This is a genomic window from Flavobacterium fluviatile (assembly GCF_010645065.1).
GTDB classification, from domain to species: Bacteria; Bacteroidota; Bacteroidia; order Flavobacteriales; family Flavobacteriaceae; genus Flavobacterium; species Flavobacterium fluviatile.
Map to the genome: position 1 here is coordinate 101,401 of NZ_JAADZW010000009.1, position 21,976 is coordinate 123,376.

Here is a 21,976-nt window from a genome sequence, read left to right on the forward strand (position 1 = left end):
GATTTTAATGTAATAATTTATTGGTAAATAAATAATCTGCAGTCTGGTACCAGGAGATAGTTTCTTCCAGCATTTTTTGGTCAATATGTACTGGGGAAAGACTGTTGTCTTTCTTATTCCATAAATAAGCTGATTGCTTCTTCTGATCAGAGAGTATCATCACCTGATTTTTTTTCATTAAAGTCAGTTTTCTGTACGTACCCACAAGTGCACGCTGCTCATAGCTGGGATGCAAAATATCGTTTCCAAAAAAATTGGAGGTGTAACTCCAGTGCATCAGAGAGAAGAAAGTGGGGAAAAAATCTATCTGGGAGCACTGTTTGAGCACTTTTTGGTTTTGATCCTTAGGCATATTGACAATAAATGCCGGAATATGATAGTTGGCAATGTCAATTTCATCCTTACCCGCACTGCTTGCACAATGGTCAGCAATCACTACAAAAACGGTATTTTTGAACCATGGTTTATTGGCGGCCTTACGGAAAAATTCTCGCAGTGCATAATCCGTGTATTTCACCGCACCGTTTCTTCCTGTTCCAGAAGGTATATCAATTGTATTATCAGGATAGGTATAAGGCCTGTGGTTGGAGGTGGTCATGACAAAATTAAAAAAAAGCTCTTTTTTACTGTAATGCGAATCAGCTGTTTTGAGCATCTTGGCATAAATATCACCATCACAAATGCCCCATGCATTTTCAAAAGTTACTTCACTGTCCCCTATGTTGTTTCTGACCGTTTTAATCTTATCACTCAGCACGCTTCCTCGGCCGCGGTCGTAAATGGTAAAACCATTCCCGCCAAAAAAAGCATTCATATTGTCAAAGTACCCGTCCCCTCCATAGAAGAAATTTGTGGCATATTTCTTTTTTCTGAATACCGAGCCAATAGTAAAAAGATCACTGTTTTCCGGCCGTTTGACAATGCTCTGGCCCGGGGTAGGCGGGATACAAATTGTAACAGCCTCCATTCCCCTTACCGTGCGTGTTCCTGTAGCGTACATATCCTTGAAAAAAATACTTTCCTGAGCCAGGCTGTCCAAAAAAGGTGTAATGTTTTCCCTATTGCCGAATTCCCTCATAAATCCAGCGCTGAAGCTCTCTACTAATATAAAAACAACATTCTTTCGCTGTTCTTCCTGCCCGCAGCTGTCAATTATTTTCCGGCTGACAGAGCGCAGGGTTTTTCCAGCAGTATTTCCACTTCCCTGAAGCTTGCTTCTTACCAGGGCAAATGCCTTATCGTCATCAATGGTGCTGTAAAATTGCTTATATTGCATCTGGTTATTACGAAAGGCAGCAAAAAAAGAATAAATTCCTGATTTGGAAATCTCAGAATTATAGCGGTTGGCAGACCATTCAGACATGTCATTGCGTACAAAGCAGGTAAATATCACTGATATTGAAAGTACTAATGAAAACAAAACAAAACGAGATAACGGTGAAGCAGTGACCGACAGCGTATTGGTGAGGGCACCCCTTTTGAGGAAAATAAAGATAAAAAGTCCCGTGATCAAAAGCATGCTCCCAATTAATATGGGCAGCGGATAAGATTCCTGTATATTGGCCACTACCTCATGGGTATAAATCAGGTAATCCACGGCTATGAAATTGAATTTAGACTTAAACTCGTCCCAGAATATAATCTCTGCAAAAAAGGTAAGGACAAGAATAAATATGGAAAGTGCAGTAAAGAAAAGTATAATTACCGTGTCGGCTAAACTCCCCACCCATCTCGCAGGCATAATCATGTAATAAAATGATGCAGGCAGAATAATAAAACTTACCGTTCCCAGATCGTAGAATAGTCCGGTAAGGAGTGTTTGGAACAGGTCAGGCAAAACCATGGATACCTGGTGATATTCCAGCAAAAGAAAAGCAATACGAAGCAGCAGAGAACTAAATATAAACCAAACTGTAAAATGAAGCAGCAGGTCAAATCTGCCAGCGGATTTGAAATTTGTAAACATAGGTACTGAAATTTTGAAACAAACTTCAGTTTGAATTTAGAAGATATTTAGAAGATTAGAAATCCAGGCAGAAAAAATGTTGTTTTTCTTCGAATCTGTAGGAGAAATTCCATCCATTAAGCGTAGCAATCCTGCTGATTATAGACAGACCCAGTCCGCTTCCCTGAGATTTGGTGCTTGCTTTGGTAAAACGCTTAAAGATACGCAACTGGTCCAGTGGTCCTGATTCACCTGAATTACTGAAGCACAAAGAGGTTTCTTTCAGCACTACATCTATTGTGCCTCCCGCACTATTATGCCTGATAGCATTGTTAAAGAGATTGTTGATGACAATTTCAAGTAAAACGGCATTAGCTGAAACATGCAGTAGTCCTTGAGGAGTATAGCGCAGATCTACTTGCCTAGCCTGGGCCTGTTCTGTAAAAAAGGGAAGCTGCCGTTCCAACATAGCATTGACCGTAATACCCTGGGTCGCATCAAACTGCCTGCTCTCAAGCCTTGATAGCAGCAAAAGGTTCTTATTGATCTTGCCAAGCCTTGAAGCAGCTATATTTATATTTTCCAGAAGTTCAAACTGACCCTTTGTAATATCATTACGCTGCTGAAGGGACTGCAGCATTCCCTTAAAAATGGCAAGAGGGGTCTGGAGTTCGTGCGAAGCATTTTCAATAAATTCACTATGACTGGCATAAATACTTGTGTTTTTTTCCATCAGCCTGGAAATTGCCCAATTAAGCCTTTCGAATTCTTCAACATCCACGGCGGGCAGTTCAGGCTGGTTTACCTTATCAATTTCAAAACGTTCTATTTGCTGCAGTGTTGTATAAAAGGGTTTCCATAAACGGATTGAGAGATAGCGGGTAATCAGATACAGCCCCGTTAGCAGAAAAAAGCCGATAATAGCAAAGAGGCGCACTATTCCTATCATCAATGTTTCATCTTCAATGAGATTAATCTTGGCCGAAAAAATATAATTTTTACCATCAATACTTACAGGAGACTGCAACACTCTGTAGCGTTCGTAATTTTCACTCAGGCAGTTGTAATAACTGTGGTAAAAAAAAGTATCATCAGCAAGCTGGTCATTGTTGTCCCTAATCTTAAGATCACGGTTAAACTCATTCCAGGCAGCAATTTTATCTGGCTTGAGCCCAGGGAGAGAAAGACTGATAAATTCTTTTTTGAGAATTAAAAGTTCGCGGTCTGCATTATTGACGTAAAGCAAAGTTCCGAAGAAGTAAAAAGCGATGCCCGCAATAATTAGCATTGTAATTGAAAATACCATATAGTATTTAAGGGTCCTGTTGAGCAGCTTTTTACTCATTTTTCATTGTCCATTTATAGCCCATCCCATACAGGGTCTTGATGTAATCATCATAACCTGCGTCAACAAGCTTTTTCTTAAGATTTTTTATATGAGCATATACAAAATGATGGTTATCAAGCATATCTGCCATGTCGCCTGAAATATGCTCGGCGATCGTACTCTTTGACAGTACCTTATTTTCATTGGCTACAAGGTACAGCAGCAAATCTATTTCTGTTTTAGTAATGTCTATAAAGATGTCTCCTACTTTTACTGTTTTGGCAAGCATATCTATAGCGATTTCATTGTAAAGGACAATGTTATTGCCATTAAATTGCTTTCTGCGTACCAGTGCTATGATACGAACCATTAATTCTGCCAGCTCAAAGGGTTTGGTAAGATAGTCATCAGCACCGCTGTTAAATCCTTCGATCTTATCTTCAAGTGTAAGACCATTAGCGGTAATAATAATGACGCCCTCATTTCTGTTCTGCTTTTTGAGTGCCAGCAACAGCTCCAGGCCACTGCCATCGGGAAGTCCCAGATCAAGGACAATACAATCATAATGATATACCGCTATTTTATTAAGGGCAGTCCCTACTTTATCCACGCACTCGCACAAAATTCCGCTGCCCGAGAGATAATCTTTGATGCTTTCGGACAAAAAGTGTTCGTCCTCGATTAATAAAATTTTCATATTCGCGCCAAGCTGCTTTAAATAAATCCTGCATTACAGCTCATCACGGCAAAGATAACATATCGTGATAAATTTTTTTTTATTTCTACAAGCAAAAAACACCAATACCTGAAAAACTGGCCGATACCTGACATAAAACAGCCGTTACAGTATTATAACATTCCAGACCAAACAAACTGCAACACAGCACTATTTTAAACAACAAACATTGCAGCGGCCTATATCGAACTATACTGTTTTAGAATTATGAGCTACAAATTTTCCATAATTTTATTGGAGGGGTAAAAATAATTATTTACTTTTATGGCGTGAAAATATTCAGCTTTATACTAACTATTTACCTGCTAAGCCTCTCAGCCATTACCTGTGCTGACGCCGATATGTATAGTTCTGTTTCAAAATCTGCCGAGATATCACAATCCAATCATAATGAAGGCACTTCACATAAAGGCGAAACAGATTTATGCTCTCCTTTTTGCAGCTGCGCCTGCTGCGGAATCCAGGTGGTTAACAACCTGAATGCTATTTCTTTTGATTTCCCTGTTATCATTCCAGAAATTCCCCCTAAGGTATCTCAATACCAATCCATTTTAATATCTAGCTTCACTGGAAGCATTTGGCAGCCCCCTCAGATTAATTCATAATATTATTGCCATCCGGCAGTTGCACAACTGTGATGTATGCCGATATGTTCATAATAGTATCAATTAATTATGTCAAAATGATAAAATCAAAAAAAAAGGCACTACAGCCTAAAAAACCTTATGCAGTTCTGCGAACAATTATCACAGTTTTGATTTGTCTTTTACTGCTTTTGGGGATAGGTGCAAGAATTTACCACTTCTTCACGGTACACCGTCCTTAAAAGAACAAGCAAATTCATTTCATACTGTACTTAGAGAAGTGCTCACCTGCATTTAGCAGTGCCCGTCATTTGGCATGCCAATAAAGCCGAACAAACATGGGAGAGATCATCAAAAACCGCTTTTATACATTTAATTTACAACAAGATAATGTTAGATAAAATAATTCATTTTAGTATCAATAATAAGTTTATTATTGGACTATTCACCCTGGTACTAATAGCTGTAGGGAGCTATTCGCTTTACACGCTCCCTATCGATGCATTACCGGATATTACCAACAACCAGGTACAGATTATTACCAGCTCCCCTACGCTTGCCACTCAGGAGGTGGAACAATTCATCACCTATCCCATTGAACAGTCTGTAAAATCAATTCCCAGAATGGTCGAACTTCGTTCAATCAGCCGTTTCGGACTCAGTGTGGTGACAGTGGTATTTGAGGAAAATGTTGATATCTACTGGGCACGCGCCCAAATTGCCGAAAGGATCAAAGAAGCGGAGAACATGATACCAAAAGGTGTTGGAGTTCCGGAAATGTCTCCTCTTAGTACCGGATTGGGAGAAATTTACCAATATGTGGTCTTTCCTAAAAAAGGATATGAAAACAAATTCGATGCTACCAAATTAAGAACAATTCAGGATTGGATTATCAAGCCTCAGCTTATCGGAACAAAAGGAGTTGCGGAAATTAACACTCTGGGCGGTGTACTTAAACAATACGAAATAGCCGTTCAGCCTGACAAGCTCAAAAGCATGAATACTACTATAACGGAAATTTTCGATGCACTGGAAAACAATAATGAAAATACTGGAGGCGCCTATATCGATAAAAAGCCTTACGCTTATTTTATCAGAGGTATTGGTATGGTTAATAATATTGATGATATAAATAAAATTGTAGTCAAAAACCAAAATGGAATCCCCATTCTAATCCGCGATGTAGCCAAGGTTCAGATTGGCGCCGGAATCCGCTACGGAGCAGTTACCAAAGATGGCAAAGGAGAAGAGGTGTCAGGGATGGTCATGATGCTGAAAGGCGAAAACAGCGGTGAGATCGTAAAGATCGTAAAGGAAAAAATGGAGCAGATCAAAAAATCACTCCCTGAAGGTGTGGATATTGAACCTTTTATGGACCGAACCGTGCTGGTAAATAAAGCTATTTCAACTGTCGAAAAAAATCTTATAGAAGGTGCCCTTATTGTAATATTCATCCTTGTATTGTTGCTGGGCAACTGGAGAGCCGGGCTTGTAGTGGCTTCTGTTATTCCCCTGGCACTGTTATTTGCCATTACGATGATGAAACTATTTGGCGTGAGCGGTAACCTGATGAGCCTTGGCGCTATAGATTTTGGCCTTATTGTCGATGGTGCGGTTATCATTGTGGAAGCTATTATACACCGACTCCAGGTCAGCAACAAAGGAAAGCTCAGTACAGCGGAAATGAACGAGGAAGTATATCAGGCCTCCTCTAAAATCAGAAGCAGCGCTGCCTTTGGGGAGATCATCATTCTTATTGTTTATCTGCCCATTCTTGCCCTTGTCGGTATTGAAGGAAAAATGTTCGGCCCTATGGCACAAACCGTTTCTTTTGCCATTCTGGGCGCTTTTATCCTCTCATTAACCTATGTTCCGATGATGTCTGCCCTGGCCCTTAAAAAAGAAACCGGACATAAGAAAAACATCAGTGACAAAATCATCGATGCCATTTACCGCTTCTACAGCCCGCTCTTGGAAAAGGCACTAAAAGTAAGAGCCGTCGTAATAGGCGTTGCCCTGGCTCTATTTGCTGTTGCTCTGATTATTTTTAATTCACTTGGAGGCGAATTTATACCACAGCTTGACGAAGGAGATATTGCCACACACCTTATTATAGCATCAGGAAGTTCCCTTTCACAGGAAATAGAAGCCACTACAAAGGCAGAAAAAATACTGAGAGCTAAATTTCCTGAAATCAAAATGATTGTGACCAAGATTGGTAGTGCGGAAATCCCGACAGATCCTATGCCGATTGAAGCGGGTGATATGATCATTACCCTGAAAGATAAAAGCGAATGGACTTCAGCTGAGACCAAAGAGGAATTGATGGAAAAAATGGAAGAGGCCCTTGAGGAGATCCCGGGCGCTTCAACTGAATTTTCACAGCCCATTCAAATGCGTTTCAATGAGCTTATGACAGGAGTAAGAAGCGATGTAGCCATTAAGATATTTGGAGAAGATATTGATATGCTGGTAAGCAAAGGTGAAGAAGTGGTACAGCTTATAAAAGGCGTGAAAGGTGTTGCTGATGCAAAAGCAGAACGTGTTGCCGGTCTGCCACAAATTACAATCCGTTACAATAAAGACAAATTAGCCCTTTACGGCTTAAAAATAGGCGATCTGAACAGGGTTGTCCGTATGGGGTTCGCAGGTGAGGCCGCAGGTGTTGTGTATGAGGGCGAAAAACGATTTGACATGGTGGTGAGACTGGACAACGAAAGCCGCAAGGATATTGAGAACTTAAGAACACTATTCATCACACTGCCTTCGGGAAGCCAGATTCCTCTGGAGCAGATCGCCGATGTAAATTATGAAGACGGGCCTATGCAGATCTCACGTGAAAACGGCAAGAGAAGAATTGTTGTCGGTTTTAATGTCCGAGGAGGCGATGTGGAAAGTATTGTAAAGGAAATCCAGGCCAAACTTGATGCGAAATTAAAATTGCCGGATGGCTATTACACTACCTATGGAGGTTCTTTTGAGAACCTTATTGATGCCAGCAAGCGTCTTTCCATAGCAGTTCCTATAGCGCTTGGGCTAATTTTAATTTTACTTTATTTCACTTTCAATTCTATCAAACAGTCACTACTGATCTTTACAGCCATTCCATTATCGGCAATTGGCGGAATTTTTGCACTGTGGATTCGCGATATGCCTTTTAGTATATCTGCCGGTGTGGGCTTTATAGCTTTATTCGGTGTTGCGGTACTTAACGGGATTGTACTTATCGGATATTTTAACCAATTAAAAGAGGAAGGCATGCAGGATGTATATGAGAGAATTAGAGAAGGAACCAAAGTCAGACTGCGTCCTGTGGTCATGACAGCAGCAGTAGCGTCACTGGGATTCCTTCCAATGGCCATCAGCACCAACGCAGGGGCAGAAGTTCAAAAGCCACTTGCAACAGTTGTCATCGGAGGGCTTATCACGGCAACATTGTTGACACTGATCGTACTTCCGATCCTTTATCTGTATTTTGAAAAAGGTATTGGCAAGATCAAAAGTCCTGGGAAATCTGCCCTTACTGTTTTGGCTTTGGCTTTGTTTTCTTTAACAGCCACTGCGCAGGGACCTGTTCAGTCCATTAATTTGGGAACAGCCCTTGACCTTGGTTTGAAAAACAATAAAAGCATACAGGCATCCCAGCTCGATACAAAGGCACAATCCCAATTGCTGGGTTCCGCGTGGGATCTTCCAAAAACTGAATTGCTGGGAACTTTCGGAAAAATCAACTCGCAGGCCAACGATAAAAATATTAGTGTAACACAGGGCATCAGCCCATTTCAAATCGGTGCCCGCAAAAAACTGCTGACCGAATACAGCAATGCAAGCCAGACAAGATTAGGTATCACCAAACAGGAAGTAAAATACAGCATTCGACAATCCTGGAACACAATGCTGTATTTTCAAAAGCAGAACCGAATCCTTGAAAAGCAGAATGTGATTCTGCAGAAGTTTGTAAAGTCAGCAGCCCTGAAATTCCAGACCGGGGAAACCAATTCACTGGAAAAATCTATTGCCCTTGCCAAACAGCAGGAATTAGAGCAGCGTATTAAGGAAAACAGCACACAGCTGCAGGTTGAAGTGTCCAATTTAAAAACGCTGATGAACCTTGACAGCGATTTTATATCTTCGGATACTACTTTTGCGCAAATACCTTTTGCTATTGCCGCAGACACATCTCTTGTGAAACAAAATCCCGGGCTTCAGCTTTCGGAGAATCAGGTAAAAATTGCCCAGGCCAATTATAAAGTTCAAAAGTCTGTGCTGCTTCCTGATTTTTCAGCAGGCTACTTCATACAATCCATCAGCGGAAGCCAGGATCCTTACAGCACTGCCATAGCAGATAACTCGCTGCAGTTCCAGGGTTTCTCAGTGGGTGTTTCCCTTCCTGTTTTTGCCGGAAGCGGCGCAGCGAAATCAAAAGCAGCCAAAACGGTTATAGAGGTAGAAAAAAAGAATTCGGAATACCTGTATGCCCAGGTAAAAACCCAATTTGAACAATTGAACAAACAACTGCAGACCTATCAGTCGCTGATTGATTTTTATCAGACAACTGCAATTGAAAATGCCAATTCAATAATTCGAAATGCAACAAAGGGATATCAAAACGGGGATATTTCGTATGTCGAATATGTTCAGGGTATTGAAACAGCTTCAACGATACAATTAAACTATAATGATGCTGTCAGCAAATACAATCAGACAGTAATTGCAATTCAGTATTTAATAAATCAATAATTTAAGTTATAATGAAAAAAGCAAATATAATATATGCAATAGGTGCTGCTGTAGTAATTGCAATAATCCTTTATTTTACACTTCGCAAAACAGCGGCCGAGGTTCCAAAAGAAGAAGCGAAAACCGAAGAAAACCAGGCAGCCGGAATCAAGGAAGTAGAACTAAATGAAGCCCAGTTTAAAGGGTCGCAAATAGAACTTGGAGGCTTTTCAAAGAAAAACCTGAGCGATGTTATCAACGCCAATGGTTACACAAAACTGCCTCCACAGAATCAGGCAGATGTATCTGTTTTTACTACGGGAATCGTGAAAAGCATTTCTGTTATAGAGGGGCAGCGCGTGCAGAAAGGACAAATTATCGCCACCATTGAAAGTCCTGAATTCTCAAAAATGCAGGAAGCCTACCTTACTTCAAAAAGCAATTTAGAGTATCTTAAACTGGAATTTGAGAGACAAAAAATCCTGAGCGCTGAGGAAGTGAACTCTAAAAAAGTATTCCAGCAGACCAAATCCAATTATGAAATTGAAAAGGCGAGATTCAATTCCCTTGCCAAACAGTTAGCAACCTTAAATATTAGCCCAAATGGACCTGCAACCTCCACAGTGGCTGTAAAAGCGCCTATTTCAGGATTTATAACTGAAATTAACATCAAATTGGGAAGCAATGTTGAGGCCGGAAAACCACTGCTTGGCATTGTTGATAATTCAAAACTCCATGTCGATCTGCTGGTTTACGAAAAAGACCTGCGCAAGGTCAAACCAGGCCAGGATGTAAGGTTTATTTTGACCAATCAGGATAACAGCGAAATCAAGGGGAAAATTTTCAGTGTGGGCAAATCATTTGAGAATGAAACTAAATCCGTTGCCGTGCATGCCGATATCATCAATGAAAAACAGCAGTTAATTCCTGGAATGTATATAAATGCCCTTATCGATATCGGGGTAAATGCTGTAAGCGCGCTTCCTTTGGAAGCGGTAGTTAAAGCTGACGGACGCGAATTTATATTTGTTCTTGAAGAGGGACATAAGGAAGAAGAGGCCCACGATGAAAAGCAGGGGCACGCTCATGAAGATGGAGACAAACACGAGGAAAGCGAGGGCAAAACCTACCATTTTCAGCGTATTGAAGTAAAAACAGGAACTTCACAATTAGGGTTTATTCAAGTAACGCTGCTTCAGAAAATTGATGCAGATTCTAAAATTGTCACCAAAGGCGCATATTATATCCAAAGTCATTTATTGAAGAGTGAAGGCGGCGGAGGTCATGAGCACTAAATGATACTATTAAAACATTCGATATGAAAAAAAAAGTCTTGTTTATTGTTTTGATCTTAAACATACTAACAATTTTCTCCTGCAGGCACAATGACCACAAACCCTCTGGCCAGGACGAGCAAAAACATGAGCATAAGGATGCAGACATGCACACATTAGCGTATGAATGCCCTATGAATTGTGAAAAGGGAAAAGTATATAAATCAAAAGGGAAATGCCCGGTATGCCAGATGAAACTCATCAGGGTTAACCAGGAAAGCCACCAGGGACATAAACATGACCCAAAAAATCATCAGGGACATGAACATTAGGGTGGCTTTAAGCTGCTAAAACCAGTGAAGGAAATAAATTCAAAACACCAGGTACATCATACAGTGCCTGGTTATTAAAAGATTGAAAAATTTTAATAGTTGGCAATTAATTCTTAACTTAGATAGATATGGACATTAATACAGAGCTGTTTATACTTCCTAGACTACTGGTTTCTTTGGCCTTAGGATTCTTCATAGGCCTTGACAGGGAAAGGCACGGTCATGATGCCGGGGTAAGGACATATGCAGCGGTATGTATTGGTGCGACGCTGTTCACTTCCATTACAGTTCATCTCGCATCGGACCCGGCTGCCGCATCGAGAGTTATAGCAAATATTATCACAGGTGTAGGTTTTCTTGGCGCCGGAATTATTTACAGAAACGATCACAAGGGGGCTTCACATGGGCTGACAACAGCTGCTACGGTCTGGTGTACATCGGCTGTTGGAGTTGCTGTCGGGCTCAACATGTACATAATTGCTGTGGCAAGTTCTGGCGCCTTGTATTTTTTACTTTCACTCCATCACCAGAAGTGGTATATCAGGTGGAAAAAAAAGATAAGATATAACCATACCTGTCATAAGGATTTATAAGCCTTTGGAGGTCATTGCTCCAGGTTCCTTAGAAACAAACTTTATTTAACAACTATAAAACGCTGATAAATGCTGGTTAAAAATAATAAAAGTTCCATAGTGTTTTTCATTAGATCGATCTGGGTTGATATAGCCGCTATCATAACTTATGCTTTGGTAATCGGCACACTTGATCATAATACCATACTGCGGGAAATTGCAATACCTCTTCCCATAACCGCTATTATGGGAACCATAGTGGGATTACTGCTTGCTTTTCGGACAGCACAGTCTTATGACCGCTGGTGGGAGGCAAGAAAAGTTTGGGGAGAAATTGTCAATGATTCCAGAACATTAATAAGACAGGTCAGGCAGTTCATGCCTGATTCTGACGATGAATTACAAGAATTTGCACAGAGACAGGTTATCTGGTCCTATGCTTTATCGGAAAGCCTGAGGAAAATTCCATTTTCCAAGCGTGTCGGCTCTTATCTTGAGCAGCACCATATAAAAGCAAATAATGTTCCTGCCGAACTTTTAAACAGACATGCCGATCAGCTCGGAGTGGTATCAAAAAAATTCATAATAAATGAGAATAAACAGGTACAGATCGATACTACTATTGCGCGGCTGAATGATGCTATGGGAAAATGCGAAAGAATTAAAAATACGGTATTTCCGAAATCCTACAGCCTGCTGATTCACTTTCTGATTTACCTTCTCACCTCTATCCTCCCCTTTGGACTTGAAGACAGCTTTCCCGTATTGGAAATTGTCCTTACTATTGTTATATCCACTATGCTAATAGCAGTGGAAAAAACAGCAATCATAATGCAGGACCCTTTTGAGAACAGTCCGACCGACATACCTATGACGGCACTTTGCGGGGTTATAGAAAACAATATAAAAGAAATTTGCAGCGATAAGGCTATAGCGCCTATTCAACCAGACTCTTACTATTACATTAACTAGTTATATATTAACCGTGCGGTATTTTCCAATGCCGCAGTAAAAATTACGCTATGATTGACAACACCCAAAATTCAGATACTGTAAAGCAAACTCCCAGCGGAGATCCAAAAGAAAACAACAAAGTAACTGCCGCCCCACAGCAAGAGATGCACTCGGATGATGACGGCCACGACCATGGAGCAGAAGATGCTGATTCAGGATGGAAAAGCCACTGGCAGCTTCTGCTTGCCATAATTATACTTGTGGTAATGCTGGTGCTTGAATTCGGCTTTCAATTTGTGCCGGCTTTTCCAGCTGACCTTATAATATTTACGGCAGCCTATCTCCTTGCAGGTTACAATGTTTTATACATGGCTTACCGAAAGGCCAAAAGATTTGACTTTTTTAATGAATTTTTCCTGATGAGTGTTGCCACTATCGGTGCCTTTGCCATTGGATCCTATAGTGAAGGTGTTGCTGTTATGGCTTTTTATTCGGTAGGGGAATGGTTTCAGGACGCAGCGGTTAACCGCGCAAAAAGAAGCATAAAGGCACTTTTGGACATCAGGCCCGATCAGGTTGCTGTGCAGCGGGACGGCGGCTTTTTGGTTGTAGACCCGAAAGAAGTAAAACCCGGTGAAATCATTCAGATAAAGCCCGGTGAGAAAGTAGCCCTGGACGGCGAACTGATTTCTGAAAAAGCTTCCTTTAATACAGCAGCCCTGACAGGAGAAAGCAAGCCTGATACAAAAAACAAGGGAGAACAGATTTACGCCGGAATGATTAATCTAAATACGGTTGCCGAAATAAAGGTGACTTCGCTTTTTCAGGACAGCAAGCTTAGCAAAATTCTTGAAATGGTTCAGGATGCCACCTCCCGTAAATCACAGACACAGCTCTTTATCAGCAGATTTGCAAAAGTATACACACCCATTGTTTTTGCCCTTGCTGTTGCAGTCTGTTTTGCTCCCTACCTCTTTGTAGACCCTTACGAGTTCAATGTATGGTTCTACAGGTCTTTAGTGTTTCTTGTGATCAGCTGCCCTTGTGCCCTTGTGGTTTCTATACCTTTGGGATATTTTGGCGGAATAGGACTTGCCTCCCGAAATGGTATTTTATTTAAAGGTTCCAATTTCCTTGACGTTATGACTGAAATCAATGTAGTGGTAATGGATAAAACCGGAACGCTCACCGAAGGCATCTTTAAAGTACAGGAAATCAATTCAAAAGACATAGAAAAAGATGAACTTCTTAAATATGCTGCTGCTATTGAAAGCCAGTCCACCCATCCTATCGGGCTTGCAGTTGTTGAGCATGCGGGCAAGGACAGTATTAAAGGCGTCAACATTTCCGACGTAGAGGAAATTTCCGGTCATGGTCTTAAAGGAACTATTGATGGGAAAGAAGTACTTGCCGGAAATACCAAGCTGATGAAAAAATTTAACATCGAATATCCATCCGAGGTTGACACTATTGTATATACTATTGTAGTGCTTGCTATTGACCAGCAATATAAGGGCCACATTACAATTGCAGATAAAATAAAGGAAGATGCTCCACAAGCGATCAAAGATCTTCATGATTTGAAAATACAAACCGTGATGCTTTCGGGAGACAAACAGACCGTTGTGGATGAAGTTTCCAAAAATCTTGGAATAGACAATGCTTACGGGGATTTACTCCCGGAAGGAAAAGTGGAGAAGGTAACGGCACTGAAAAATGAAGGTAAGAAAATTGCCTTTGTCGGGGATGGTGTAAATGATGCTCCTGTTGTCGCTCTGGCAGATGCAGGCATAGCAATGGGAGGGCTTGGCAGCGATGCCACAATTGAAACAGCAGATATCGTGATACAAAACGACCAGCCCTCTAAGATTGTTACTGCCATAAAAATTGGAAAACTAACCAAGAAAATTGTGTGGCAGAATATAATCCTTGCAATGGTGGTTAAGGTAATAGTTCTGGCATTAGGTGCCGGAGGTGTGGCTACGCTTTGGGAAGCGGTAATCGCTGATGTCGGGGTATCTCTTTTAGCTATTTTAAACGCTGTGAGGATACAGAGATTAAAAATGTAATAAGAATCACCGGCCGAACATAACCCGTATTACAAAAATAAGGACTGGAAAAAATCATTATTGTCAGCAAACAGACAGTATTTTACATTTTAAACAGGGAGCAGCAATCTTTATGATGACTGCTCCCTGTTTTTTTTACTGTTCCTGGGACAGCTGATTGGAAATTCCTTCTAATTGCAATAGTATTCCTGCCTGCTGCCGATAAAAGAAGCAGTAAAGCAATGCCTTTTAACCAAAAACACCTGAAGACTATGCCTGATTTGACTCAGATTATTAGTCCTTTATGCATTATGCACTATCAATTCACTTAATCGAACCGAAGGTTATTTTTGAATGAGCCCAGCGATTATATTGATGCTTAACGCTAAAATGATGGTATTAAAAAAGAAAGAAAGCAATCCATGCAGCAGTGCGATCCTTCGTATATGGCGTGCTGTAATATTGACGTCTGAAACCTGAAAGGTTGTTCCAAGCACAAATGAAAAATAACAAAAATCCAGATAGTCGGGTGTATTTTCATCAGGAAAATCAAGCCCGCCAAATACCCGCCTTCCTTCTTTTTCCTCCCCAACTGCATAGTAAAGGTGCGCATATTTAAAAGTAAAAGTGGTGTGAACGAGCCACCATGCAAATATGGCTGAGAAGATGGTCAATAAAATATGGGTTGTCAGTTCTATACCTTTCATTTCTGCTGAAGTTTTGTAAAATAAAATGATGGCAATCATGCTCACCAGGGATGCCAGTAAAATTAAAATCATAATTAGAGATCGGCCCGAATCCTGCTTTTCAGCTATTTTGTGAAGTTCTTTAGGATGACATTTAAAAATGGTCATCCACGATAAAAACAGAAACATACCTGAGAACGCCAGCCAGGAAGCCATCCAGTGAATAGAAGCTTTTTGAAGATCTCCCAGAATAAAAAAAACACCAATTGCTGTGCATATTGAAATATACAGTCGCAAATGGCTATCAACTTTGGCAATCCAGTTCTTTCTTGCTTTCAAAACATTTTTTTTATGATACGAAGGTACGTTAAAATAAAGGATCAAATTGATCTTTTCTCACTTGCCAAAATACAATTGTTAATAAGCACTTACCTATTCCATTATTAGTTTAATAATTTTGGTTTGATGCATAATACTGTATCTTTAGAAAATATTTGTTAAACTGCTTACTTTTAATCCCGGGATATAATAAAATGCAAAATAGACTTAATTGCTGCAGATATGCTTTAATGCTTACTGGAATAATGGGCTTCACTGCTGTTTTTTCACTATAAATATTGAACACAGCAATAGAGTTGCAAATTCTTAGTTTACAACTCCTATTTGTAAATAATAAAACATTAAATTTCAAATTCTATTATTTTTAGATCTCGTCGGCTATAAATCCAATGCCCCTGACGGTTCGAAGCCTTTTATCATCGGCGTTAACACGGAGTTTTTTTCGTATGTTACTCATGAAAACATCGATGATACTCGTGTCGTATTCATAATCTGTACCCCATACTTCTCTTATAATATCCACTCGGGAGCATACTTCTCCTTTATGCCGCACAAGATAAGCCAGCAGAAGAAATTCTTTACGGGTCAGCGTTATCTCCCTGTCGGCTTTAAGTACCTTGTAGCTGCTCATTTTTATAGTGATATCGGAGAGTGAATATTCACGTTCTGAATTTTTTTGTCCTTTTTTTTCATAGACCATAATCCTTGATAGCAGTTCCCCACGGGTAAAAGGCTTTTTTATATAATCATTGGCACCGCATTCAAGCCCTATAATAGTATCTTCAAGATAGTCTTTCGCTGTGAGAAAAATTATAGGCGTATGAATATCAGATACTCTTATTGCCTGGCACACTTCCATGCCTGAGACTGATGGCAGTATCCAGCTTATCAGTATAAGGTCATAGTTTCTTGTTGTTGCACGAAGGACTCCTTCCCGTCCATCTTCGGCGGTATGGACAAAATGTCCTTCGTCCTCAAGCCCAAGACGCAGGAAATTTACACTTTTTGGCTGGTCATCAATTATGAGAATATTCATTATAAACTTGTTAATTACTGGTTAGGGATTTGATGAGAATCCTATAGAATAAGATTTATTTTTAAAGATAGTTATGCAGATGCGATAACCCGCTGATGTAAAAAACTATGCTCAACCTTTTTAATTTGTAATTCATTTTAATTGCAGCTAAACTAAATTCCAGACCTAATACAGGAAACAAAATGGCCTGGCTGCAGGTATATCGATAATTGCATTACTAATGTATTACCGTACCTTCACAAATACCTTATCAGGCAACTAAGAAAAAAAATGAAAGATTTTATTGGCTATGCTTCAGTGTAGCCTATCTGCGGGGGCTGCCATATGCAGCTAAGGTAATAAGAAGGAAAGGATTCATAGGTATTTATAGTACCTGCCTTAAATTGAAAAGTAAAATAAAAAAAAAGTTCATTTACCTCGGTAAGGGCAACGGCGCCGCAGCAGCTTGCACACTGGCAAAAAGAACAGCAAACAGGCTTGTGTTTATGGTCGTTATTTTTTTTAAGAGAAACAATTTCCTTCTGAACGCTAACAGGAGTGTCAATATCTCCACATGGAATCAGCAGTAATGTCAGTAGACGTACTGCAAGTAAAATTACAAAAATGGATCTTTGATAGCTCATCATTGTAAATTTACAAAAAAACTGGATAAATTAAAAAAAGTAAATAAGATTTAATACAAATCATCAGGAAAGCCTGCCGATTTGAAAAGTATTTTTATTCAAAAATATACCCATACAATAAAAAAACGCCCCCTGTCATCAATAGAATAGGGAGCGTTGTAAACATCTCGGGTATTATTTGTTTTTTTTGTGGTGTTCACCTTCCTGATGGTGCTCTTCCTCGGTGTGGTGCTCATCCTCATCATGATGCTCAGGATGATTTTTTCCTGCTTCCCCTTCGTGGTGTTCAGGGTGTGTGTGATGCTCCTTATGTTTGTGATGTTCGGGGTGATCATGCCCCTCTTTTTCCTGTGTGCTCATAATTGATATTTTTTAATTAATAATAATAAAACCGTGTTTTGTCCAATTTTTTTAGGGCTTAACAATATTGTTTACACTAAGTTACCTTAAATTAGGCAACAATTACTTAGGATTTCCTTAAGATTAAATGAATAACAAAATATTAAGAATTTATACCTAATTAATTTTCAATCTTTGGGTGTAAAGATCTAAAATGTTACAAGGAATTCTTCAGCAAAAAATAATATCCTTAATTAACCGTATCAAATAAGTATTTTGCACATTTATAAGAGATCATTTTAAACCAATTATCGACATCTGATATAATTTCAAATAATTATTTGTATGAGAAAAATTAATATTTTATTGCTTTTGATGATCAATTTTACGGCCTCTTCACAAAGTTTCAGCGGGAGAGACAGCACTTTTAGTGATACGGTTAAAAATATTCGTTTCAATTACAAGCAGCTTATTATTCCAGGGGTATTAATAGGATATGGATTTTGGGGAATTGAAAGCGGACAAATAAAAAGTTTTAATTTTCAGATTCGTAATAAAATTACTGAAAACATAGACACAAAGGTAACCATTGACGATTTTTCAAGATACGTTCCCGCTGTTTCCGTTTATGCTCTTAACGGGTTGGGTGTCAAAGGAAAAAATAATACAAGGGACCGTTCGGTGATATTGGCCACTTCCACCATTTTTACTTTAGGAAGTGTTATGGCACTAAAATCCATAACTAATATTGAGCGTCCCGATGGAACAACTAATAATTCTTTTCCTTCAGGCCACGCTGCTATAGCTTTTGCGGGAGCTGAGTTTCTCTATCAGGAATATAAAGATCAATCTATATGGTATGGTGTGGCTGGATATGCAATTGCTACCGGAACAGGATTATTTAGAATTTACAACAACAGGCACTGGCTTACCGATGTAGCAGCTGGAGCAGGAATCGGGATTTTAAGTACCAAAGCAGCATATTGGCTCAATCCATATCTGACAAGAAAAATATTCGGCAAAAAAGAACGCAACTGCACCTCTTTTCTGGCGCCGTCCTACGATGGAAGGCAATTTAGAATCACATTTGTAAAATCATTTTAAGATAAGTAATAAAAAGTTTAATATTTATAAATATTAAACTTTTTGATTTTTGCACTTTCTTTCAGCAGGAAGGTTTCTTTTCCCACTCCATCGGAAGGCTATACAAAGTAGTTTCAGGATTGGAACGTGGGAAAATTTAAAGAAACACGATGCAATATTTTTGCTTCCGATTTCTTATGTAAAATTATTCCACAATGAAAATTAAAGTTGGCACTTCCCAATTTGAATCTTTAATCAGGCTGCCATTTGAAAACTTATTATTTCCGTTTTCAAATGTAGAATTATAATTAATGCATTCTCAAAAAAAATAATTTCTTCTCCAAAATTGATATTTGTTTAAAAAAATATTTAGATTTGTCTAAAAATTAAATCATGTTCCATAAAAATATTTTTTTTAAGAAAACCTTTATTGCTGATAATCTTATGTTTTGCACTCTTATCTTGCGATGCAAGTTATGTTGAAATCCCAGCCGATGATGAACTATTGGATGGTCCAGTTGATGGTTTGTCGAATTCTGAATCTGCACAATTCTTAAGAGGTGATGCAGCAGTAAATGAAGTTTTTACACGAGAAACAGGCCTGGGACCAACATTTGTTGGAACGAGCTGTATCAATTGTCATGCGGGAGACGGAAAAGGGCATTTATTTACAACACTTACCCGGTTTGGACAAATTGATGAAACAGGAAATCAATTTTTAAATCAAGGAGGCCCGCAGCTTCAATACAGAGCTTTACCAGGTTACTTACCAGAACAAATCCCAGCCGGGGCAACATTCTCTAAATTTACCCCCCCGGCATTTACAGGGTTGGGCTTTTTACAATATGTGTCGAATAATGATTTAATTCAGATGACAGATCCTGAGGATAGTAATGGAGATGGTATTTCAGGAACTGTAAACTGGGTTACTATTCCTGGTTATTCAATTCCAGCTTCCAATGCAATAACCCAAAACAGCAAACATATTGGACGATATGGCAAAAAAGCCTCTGCATTTGATTTATTGCATCAAACAGTTAATGCCTACAATCAGGATATGGGAATTACATCTGTATTTAATCCTATTGATCATTATTCTAATTTAGAAATTGATCCTGAAATCTCAACTGCTAAAGTCAATGATGTCATTTTTTACTTAAGCACCTTAAAAGCTCCAATTCAGCGAAATCAAAATGATACCGGTGTTATTCGCGGTAAAAACATATTTACTCAAATTAATTGTGTGGGATGTCATAAAAGTGAACTTAAGACAAGTTATTCTCCTATAAACGCCCTTTCTTATAAAACTTTTGCCCCTTATACTGATTTGCTTTTACATGATATGGGAAGCGCATTAGATGATGGCTACACTGAGGGAAGTGCCAAAACCTATGAATGGAGAACTCCTCCGCTTTGGGGGATAGGTCTTTCAGAAAATTCACAAGGAGGAAACTTATTCCTGATGCATGACGGTCGTGCACACACTATTGAACAAGCCATAACATTACATGGCGGTGAGGCGCAACAAAGCAGAAATGCATTTGAAAAACTGTCTACAGAAGATAAAGAAGCTTTACTGAAATTTATAAAATCATTATGATAATGAATAGAAAACAATTTTTAAAAACATGTGGTCTTGGATGTTTAGCAGGGATAACCGGGGCAAGTTTATTACAAAGCTGTGCTTCTTCCCAGATTCTTTCAAGAGAGATTAAAGACTCTGATCTTTTAGTTCCCGTTTCTGACTTTATAATACAAAAAGGAACAGAAACAGACTTTAAAAAATACATAATCATTCAAAATGAAATATTAAAAGCACCAATTTGTGTGTATCGTTTTGATGCAAACGACTATTGCGCCATGTTTATGTTATGTACACATCAGGGTGCGGAATTACAGGTTTTTGGAGATAAATTACAATGCCCCGCACACGGAAGTGAATTCAGCAACCGGGGTATTTTAGAGAACGGTCCCGCAAATACAGATCTTAGAAAATTTCCGGTCGCAATAGAAAATAATATTCTAAAAATATCTTTAAAATGAGATTAAAACTAACTTTATTTCTGGCAATCTCTTTCTTCATTTACGCAAATTGTTTTGCACAAATTGACCCCAGTTTACTAAAAAGGGTACCAAAAGATACTGTAAAAAACATCTTAAACATGGATGCTGTTTACAATAGACCGTCATTGAATATAAACAAAACGCCAATTTCTATTGGTGGGTACGTTGAAATGAACTGGCAAAAACTTACCACAGACGGAGTATCAGAAGGTCATCAATTTCAAGCCAGAAGATTATCTATTTTCATGTCATCAGCCATTAGTAAAAGAGTGAAGTTTTTAAGTGAAATTGAATTTGAAGATGGAGGAAAAGAAATTGCAATTGAATTTGCATCTGTAGACGTTGAATTTGATCCTTTGGTAAATTTAAGGGCTGGAATAATTTTGAATCCAATTGGTTCTTTCAATCAAAATCATGACGGCCCCAAATGGGAATTTACCGACCGGCCAATTTCATCAACTCAAATGTTACCAGATACATTTAGTAATGCCGGCGTGGGACTTTTTGGAAAAAAATATACAAAAAACTGGATGTTTGGATATGAAGCCTATTTATCCGGAAGTTTTGATAATTCTATAATTGAGAACACCGAAAATAAAACTTTCCTGCCGGCAGCAAAAAACAACCCTGAAAGATTTGAAGAAATAAATAGTGGTGAACCGTTATTTACAGGAAAAATAGCCCTTAGGAATAATAAAATAGGTGAACTGGGAATTTCATACATGAGTGGAATATATAACAAATTCCAGGATGATGGAATTGTTATTGATAAGAAGAGACGTGTAGCAGTTTTTGCCTTGGATTTTAACACTACTCTGCCAAAAATCAAAACCTTTATCACTACAGAATTTGCCTGGATTTATGTTGATGTTCCCGAAACTTATTCTCAACAATTCGGAAATAAACAAAAGGGGGGCTTTATAGATATTGTACAGCCCATCTTGACAAAAACAATTCTGGGATGGGAAAAAACAACTATAAACATCGCCTGCAGATTAGAATATGTGGATTGGAATGTGGGAAAATTTAAAGAGACAGGAGGCAATATTGGTGAAGATGTATGGAGTATAATGCCTGCCATTAGTTTCAGACCAACTTCTCAAACCGTAATTCGTCTAAACTATCGCTATTTAAAACAAAGAGACATTTTTTCCAACGCTCCGTCAATTACTGATGGATTTAATATGGGGATTTCGACATACTTCTAAAAATAAAATGCTCTTCTCTTACTTAACTGTTCCCTGCAGGTCATTTTTATCGTGGCACAAAAATTGCAGTAATCTTATATAATAAACATAAAAACATCTTTATATGA

18 protein-coding genes are annotated in these 21,976 nt (G+C 39.0%); 11 read left to right on the plus strand and 7 right to left on the minus strand.

Going from position 1 to position 21,976, the window contains the following annotated elements; all coding sequences use genetic code 11:
* Nucleotides 1-4 precede the first annotated feature (4 nt).
* Genes GXM17_RS11510 through GXM17_RS11520 form a run of 3 tightly spaced genes read right to left on the minus strand, consistent with a single transcriptional unit; the run spans nt 5 to nt 3,969 of the window.
* Entirely contained in the window at nt 5-1,966 is a 1,962-nt protein-coding gene (locus GXM17_RS11510) for an LTA synthase family protein (RefSeq protein WP_163399478.1), read from the minus strand.
* A gap of 55 nt (nt 1,967-2,021) precedes the next feature.
* Nucleotides 2,022-3,290, minus strand: coding sequence for a sensor histidine kinase (locus GXM17_RS11515; RefSeq protein ID WP_163399479.1), 1,269 nt, complete (start codon nt 3,288-3,290; stop codon nt 2,022-2,024).
* Complete coding sequence (locus GXM17_RS11520; protein WP_163399480.1) at nt 3,283-3,969, minus strand: response regulator transcription factor; 687 nt, start codon at nt 3,967-3,969, stop codon at nt 3,283-3,285. The genes GXM17_RS11515 and GXM17_RS11520 overlap by 8 nt, the downstream gene beginning before the upstream one ends.
* 308 nt (nt 3,970-4,277) lie before the next feature.
* On the opposite strand from GXM17_RS11520, the gene GXM17_RS11525 reads away from it, so the two are divergent.
* The 7 genes from GXM17_RS11525 (at nt 4,278) to GXM17_RS11555 (ending at nt 14,512) form a co-directional block, all read left to right on the plus strand.
* Nucleotides 4,278-4,613, plus strand: a complete 336-nt coding sequence (locus GXM17_RS11525) for a DUF6660 family protein (protein ID WP_244307383.1) — start codon at nt 4,278-4,280, stop codon at nt 4,611-4,613.
* Between the two features lie 369 nt (nt 4,614-4,982).
* Entirely contained in the window at nt 4,983-9,332 is a 4,350-nt protein-coding gene (locus GXM17_RS11530; RefSeq protein ID WP_163399481.1) for a CusA/CzcA family heavy metal efflux RND transporter, read from the plus strand.
* Nucleotides 9,333-9,343: 11 nt separating this feature from the next.
* Nucleotides 9,344-10,606, plus strand: a complete 1,263-nt coding sequence (locus tag GXM17_RS11535) for an efflux RND transporter periplasmic adaptor subunit (protein ID WP_163399482.1) — start codon at nt 9,344-9,346, stop codon at nt 10,604-10,606.
* Between the two features lie 23 nt (nt 10,607-10,629).
* A complete protein-coding gene (locus GXM17_RS11540; protein ID WP_163399483.1) occupies nt 10,630-10,917 on the plus strand; it encodes a heavy metal-binding domain-containing protein in 288 nt (95 codons plus the stop codon).
* A 128-nt stretch (nt 10,918-11,045) separates the two neighbouring features.
* Entirely contained in the window at nt 11,046-11,510 is a 465-nt protein-coding gene (locus tag GXM17_RS11545; RefSeq protein ID WP_163399484.1) for an MgtC/SapB family protein, read from the plus strand.
* A 69-nt stretch (nt 11,511-11,579) separates the two neighbouring features.
* Entirely contained in the window at nt 11,580-12,461 is an 882-nt protein-coding gene (locus GXM17_RS11550) for a bestrophin family protein (protein WP_163399485.1), read from the plus strand.
* 146 nt (nt 12,462-12,607) lie between these two features.
* On the plus strand, nt 12,608-14,512 hold the full coding sequence (locus GXM17_RS11555) for a heavy metal translocating P-type ATPase (RefSeq protein WP_244307387.1): 1,905 nt from the start codon (nt 12,608-12,610) through the stop codon (nt 14,510-14,512).
* 323 nt (nt 14,513-14,835) lie between these two features.
* Here GXM17_RS11555 and GXM17_RS11560 read toward each other — a convergent pair whose 3' ends face one another.
* From GXM17_RS11560 to GXM17_RS11575, 4 genes are all read right to left on the minus strand, one after another.
* Nucleotides 14,836-15,516 carry a DUF1345 domain-containing protein gene (locus GXM17_RS11560; protein ID WP_163399487.1) on the minus strand — a complete coding sequence of 227 codons (681 nt, stop codon included), beginning with the start codon at nt 15,514-15,516 and terminating at the stop codon, nt 14,836-14,838.
* Nucleotides 15,517-15,880: 364 nt separating this feature from the next.
* A complete protein-coding gene (locus GXM17_RS11565; protein WP_163399488.1) occupies nt 15,881-16,552 on the minus strand; it encodes a response regulator transcription factor in 672 nt (223 codons plus the stop codon).
* A 287-nt stretch (nt 16,553-16,839) separates the two neighbouring features.
* Nucleotides 16,840-17,175 (minus strand): hypothetical protein, encoded by a 336-nt coding sequence (locus GXM17_RS11570; protein WP_163399489.1) that lies wholly within the window; start codon nt 17,173-17,175, stop codon nt 16,840-16,842.
* A gap of 174 nt (nt 17,176-17,349) precedes the next feature.
* A complete protein-coding gene (locus GXM17_RS11575; protein WP_163399490.1) occupies nt 17,350-17,535 on the minus strand; it encodes a hypothetical protein in 186 nt (61 codons plus the stop codon).
* A 324-nt stretch (nt 17,536-17,859) separates the two neighbouring features.
* On the opposite strand from GXM17_RS11575, the gene GXM17_RS11580 reads away from it, so the two are divergent.
* From GXM17_RS11580 to GXM17_RS11595, 4 genes are all read left to right on the plus strand, one after another.
* Entirely contained in the window at nt 17,860-18,618 is a 759-nt protein-coding gene (locus GXM17_RS11580; RefSeq protein WP_163399491.1) for a phosphatase PAP2 family protein, read from the plus strand.
* A gap of 409 nt (nt 18,619-19,027) precedes the next feature.
* Nucleotides 19,028-20,197 (plus strand): di-heme oxidoredictase family protein, encoded by a 1,170-nt coding sequence (locus GXM17_RS11585; protein WP_244307384.1) that lies wholly within the window; start codon nt 19,028-19,030, stop codon nt 20,195-20,197.
* A 2-nt stretch (nt 20,198-20,199) separates the two neighbouring features.
* Nucleotides 20,200-20,640: a Rieske (2Fe-2S) protein gene (locus GXM17_RS11590; RefSeq protein ID WP_163399492.1), complete on the plus strand. Its 441-nt coding sequence runs from the start codon at nt 20,200-20,202 to the stop codon at nt 20,638-20,640.
* The gene (locus tag GXM17_RS11595; RefSeq protein WP_163399493.1) at nt 20,637-21,869 is read left to right on the plus strand and encodes a hypothetical protein; all 1,233 of its coding nucleotides are present in this window, start codon (nt 20,637-20,639) and stop codon (nt 21,867-21,869) included. The genes GXM17_RS11590 and GXM17_RS11595 overlap by 4 nt, the downstream gene beginning before the upstream one ends.
* Nucleotides 21,870-21,976: the final 107 nt, after the last annotated feature.

Bases quoted from the DNA above. Each gene is read 5' to 3' on its own strand.
- GXM17_RS11580 (WP_163399491.1), top strand. From the start codon at position 17,860: ATGAGAAAAATTAATATTTTATTGCTTTTGATGATCAATTTTACGGCC.
- GXM17_RS11565 (WP_163399488.1), bottom strand. From the start codon at position 16,552: ATGAATATTCTCATAATTGATGACCAGCCAAAAAGTGTAAATTTCCTG.
- GXM17_RS11520 (WP_163399480.1), bottom strand. From the start codon at position 3,969: ATGAAAATTTTATTAATCGAGGACGAACACTTTTTGTCCGAAAGCATC.
- GXM17_RS11570 (WP_163399489.1), bottom strand. From the start codon at position 17,175: ATGAGCTATCAAAGATCCATTTTTGTAATTTTACTTGCAGTACGTCTA.
- GXM17_RS11545 (WP_163399484.1), top strand. From the start codon at position 11,046: ATGGACATTAATACAGAGCTGTTTATACTTCCTAGACTACTGGTTTCT.
- GXM17_RS11555 (WP_244307387.1), top strand. From the start codon at position 12,608: ATGCACTCGGATGATGACGGCCACGACCATGGAGCAGAAGATGCTGAT.
- GXM17_RS11540 (WP_163399483.1), top strand. From the start codon at position 10,630: ATGAAAAAAAAAGTCTTGTTTATTGTTTTGATCTTAAACATACTAACA.
- GXM17_RS11535 (WP_163399482.1), top strand. From the start codon at position 9,344: ATGAAAAAAGCAAATATAATATATGCAATAGGTGCTGCTGTAGTAATT.
- GXM17_RS11590 (WP_163399492.1), top strand. From the start codon at position 20,200: ATGAATAGAAAACAATTTTTAAAAACATGTGGTCTTGGATGTTTAGCA.
- GXM17_RS11595 (WP_163399493.1), top strand. From the start codon at position 20,637: ATGAGATTAAAACTAACTTTATTTCTGGCAATCTCTTTCTTCATTTAC.
- GXM17_RS11575 (WP_163399490.1), bottom strand. From the start codon at position 17,535: ATGAGCACACAGGAAAAAGAGGGGCATGATCACCCCGAACATCACAAA.
- GXM17_RS11550 (WP_163399485.1), top strand. From the start codon at position 11,580: ATGCTGGTTAAAAATAATAAAAGTTCCATAGTGTTTTTCATTAGATCG.
- GXM17_RS11510 (WP_163399478.1), bottom strand. From the start codon at position 1,966: ATGTTTACAAATTTCAAATCCGCTGGCAGATTTGACCTGCTGCTTCAT.
- GXM17_RS11530 (WP_163399481.1), top strand. From the start codon at position 4,983: ATGTTAGATAAAATAATTCATTTTAGTATCAATAATAAGTTTATTATT.
- GXM17_RS11515 (WP_163399479.1), bottom strand. From the start codon at position 3,290: ATGAGTAAAAAGCTGCTCAACAGGACCCTTAAATACTATATGGTATTT.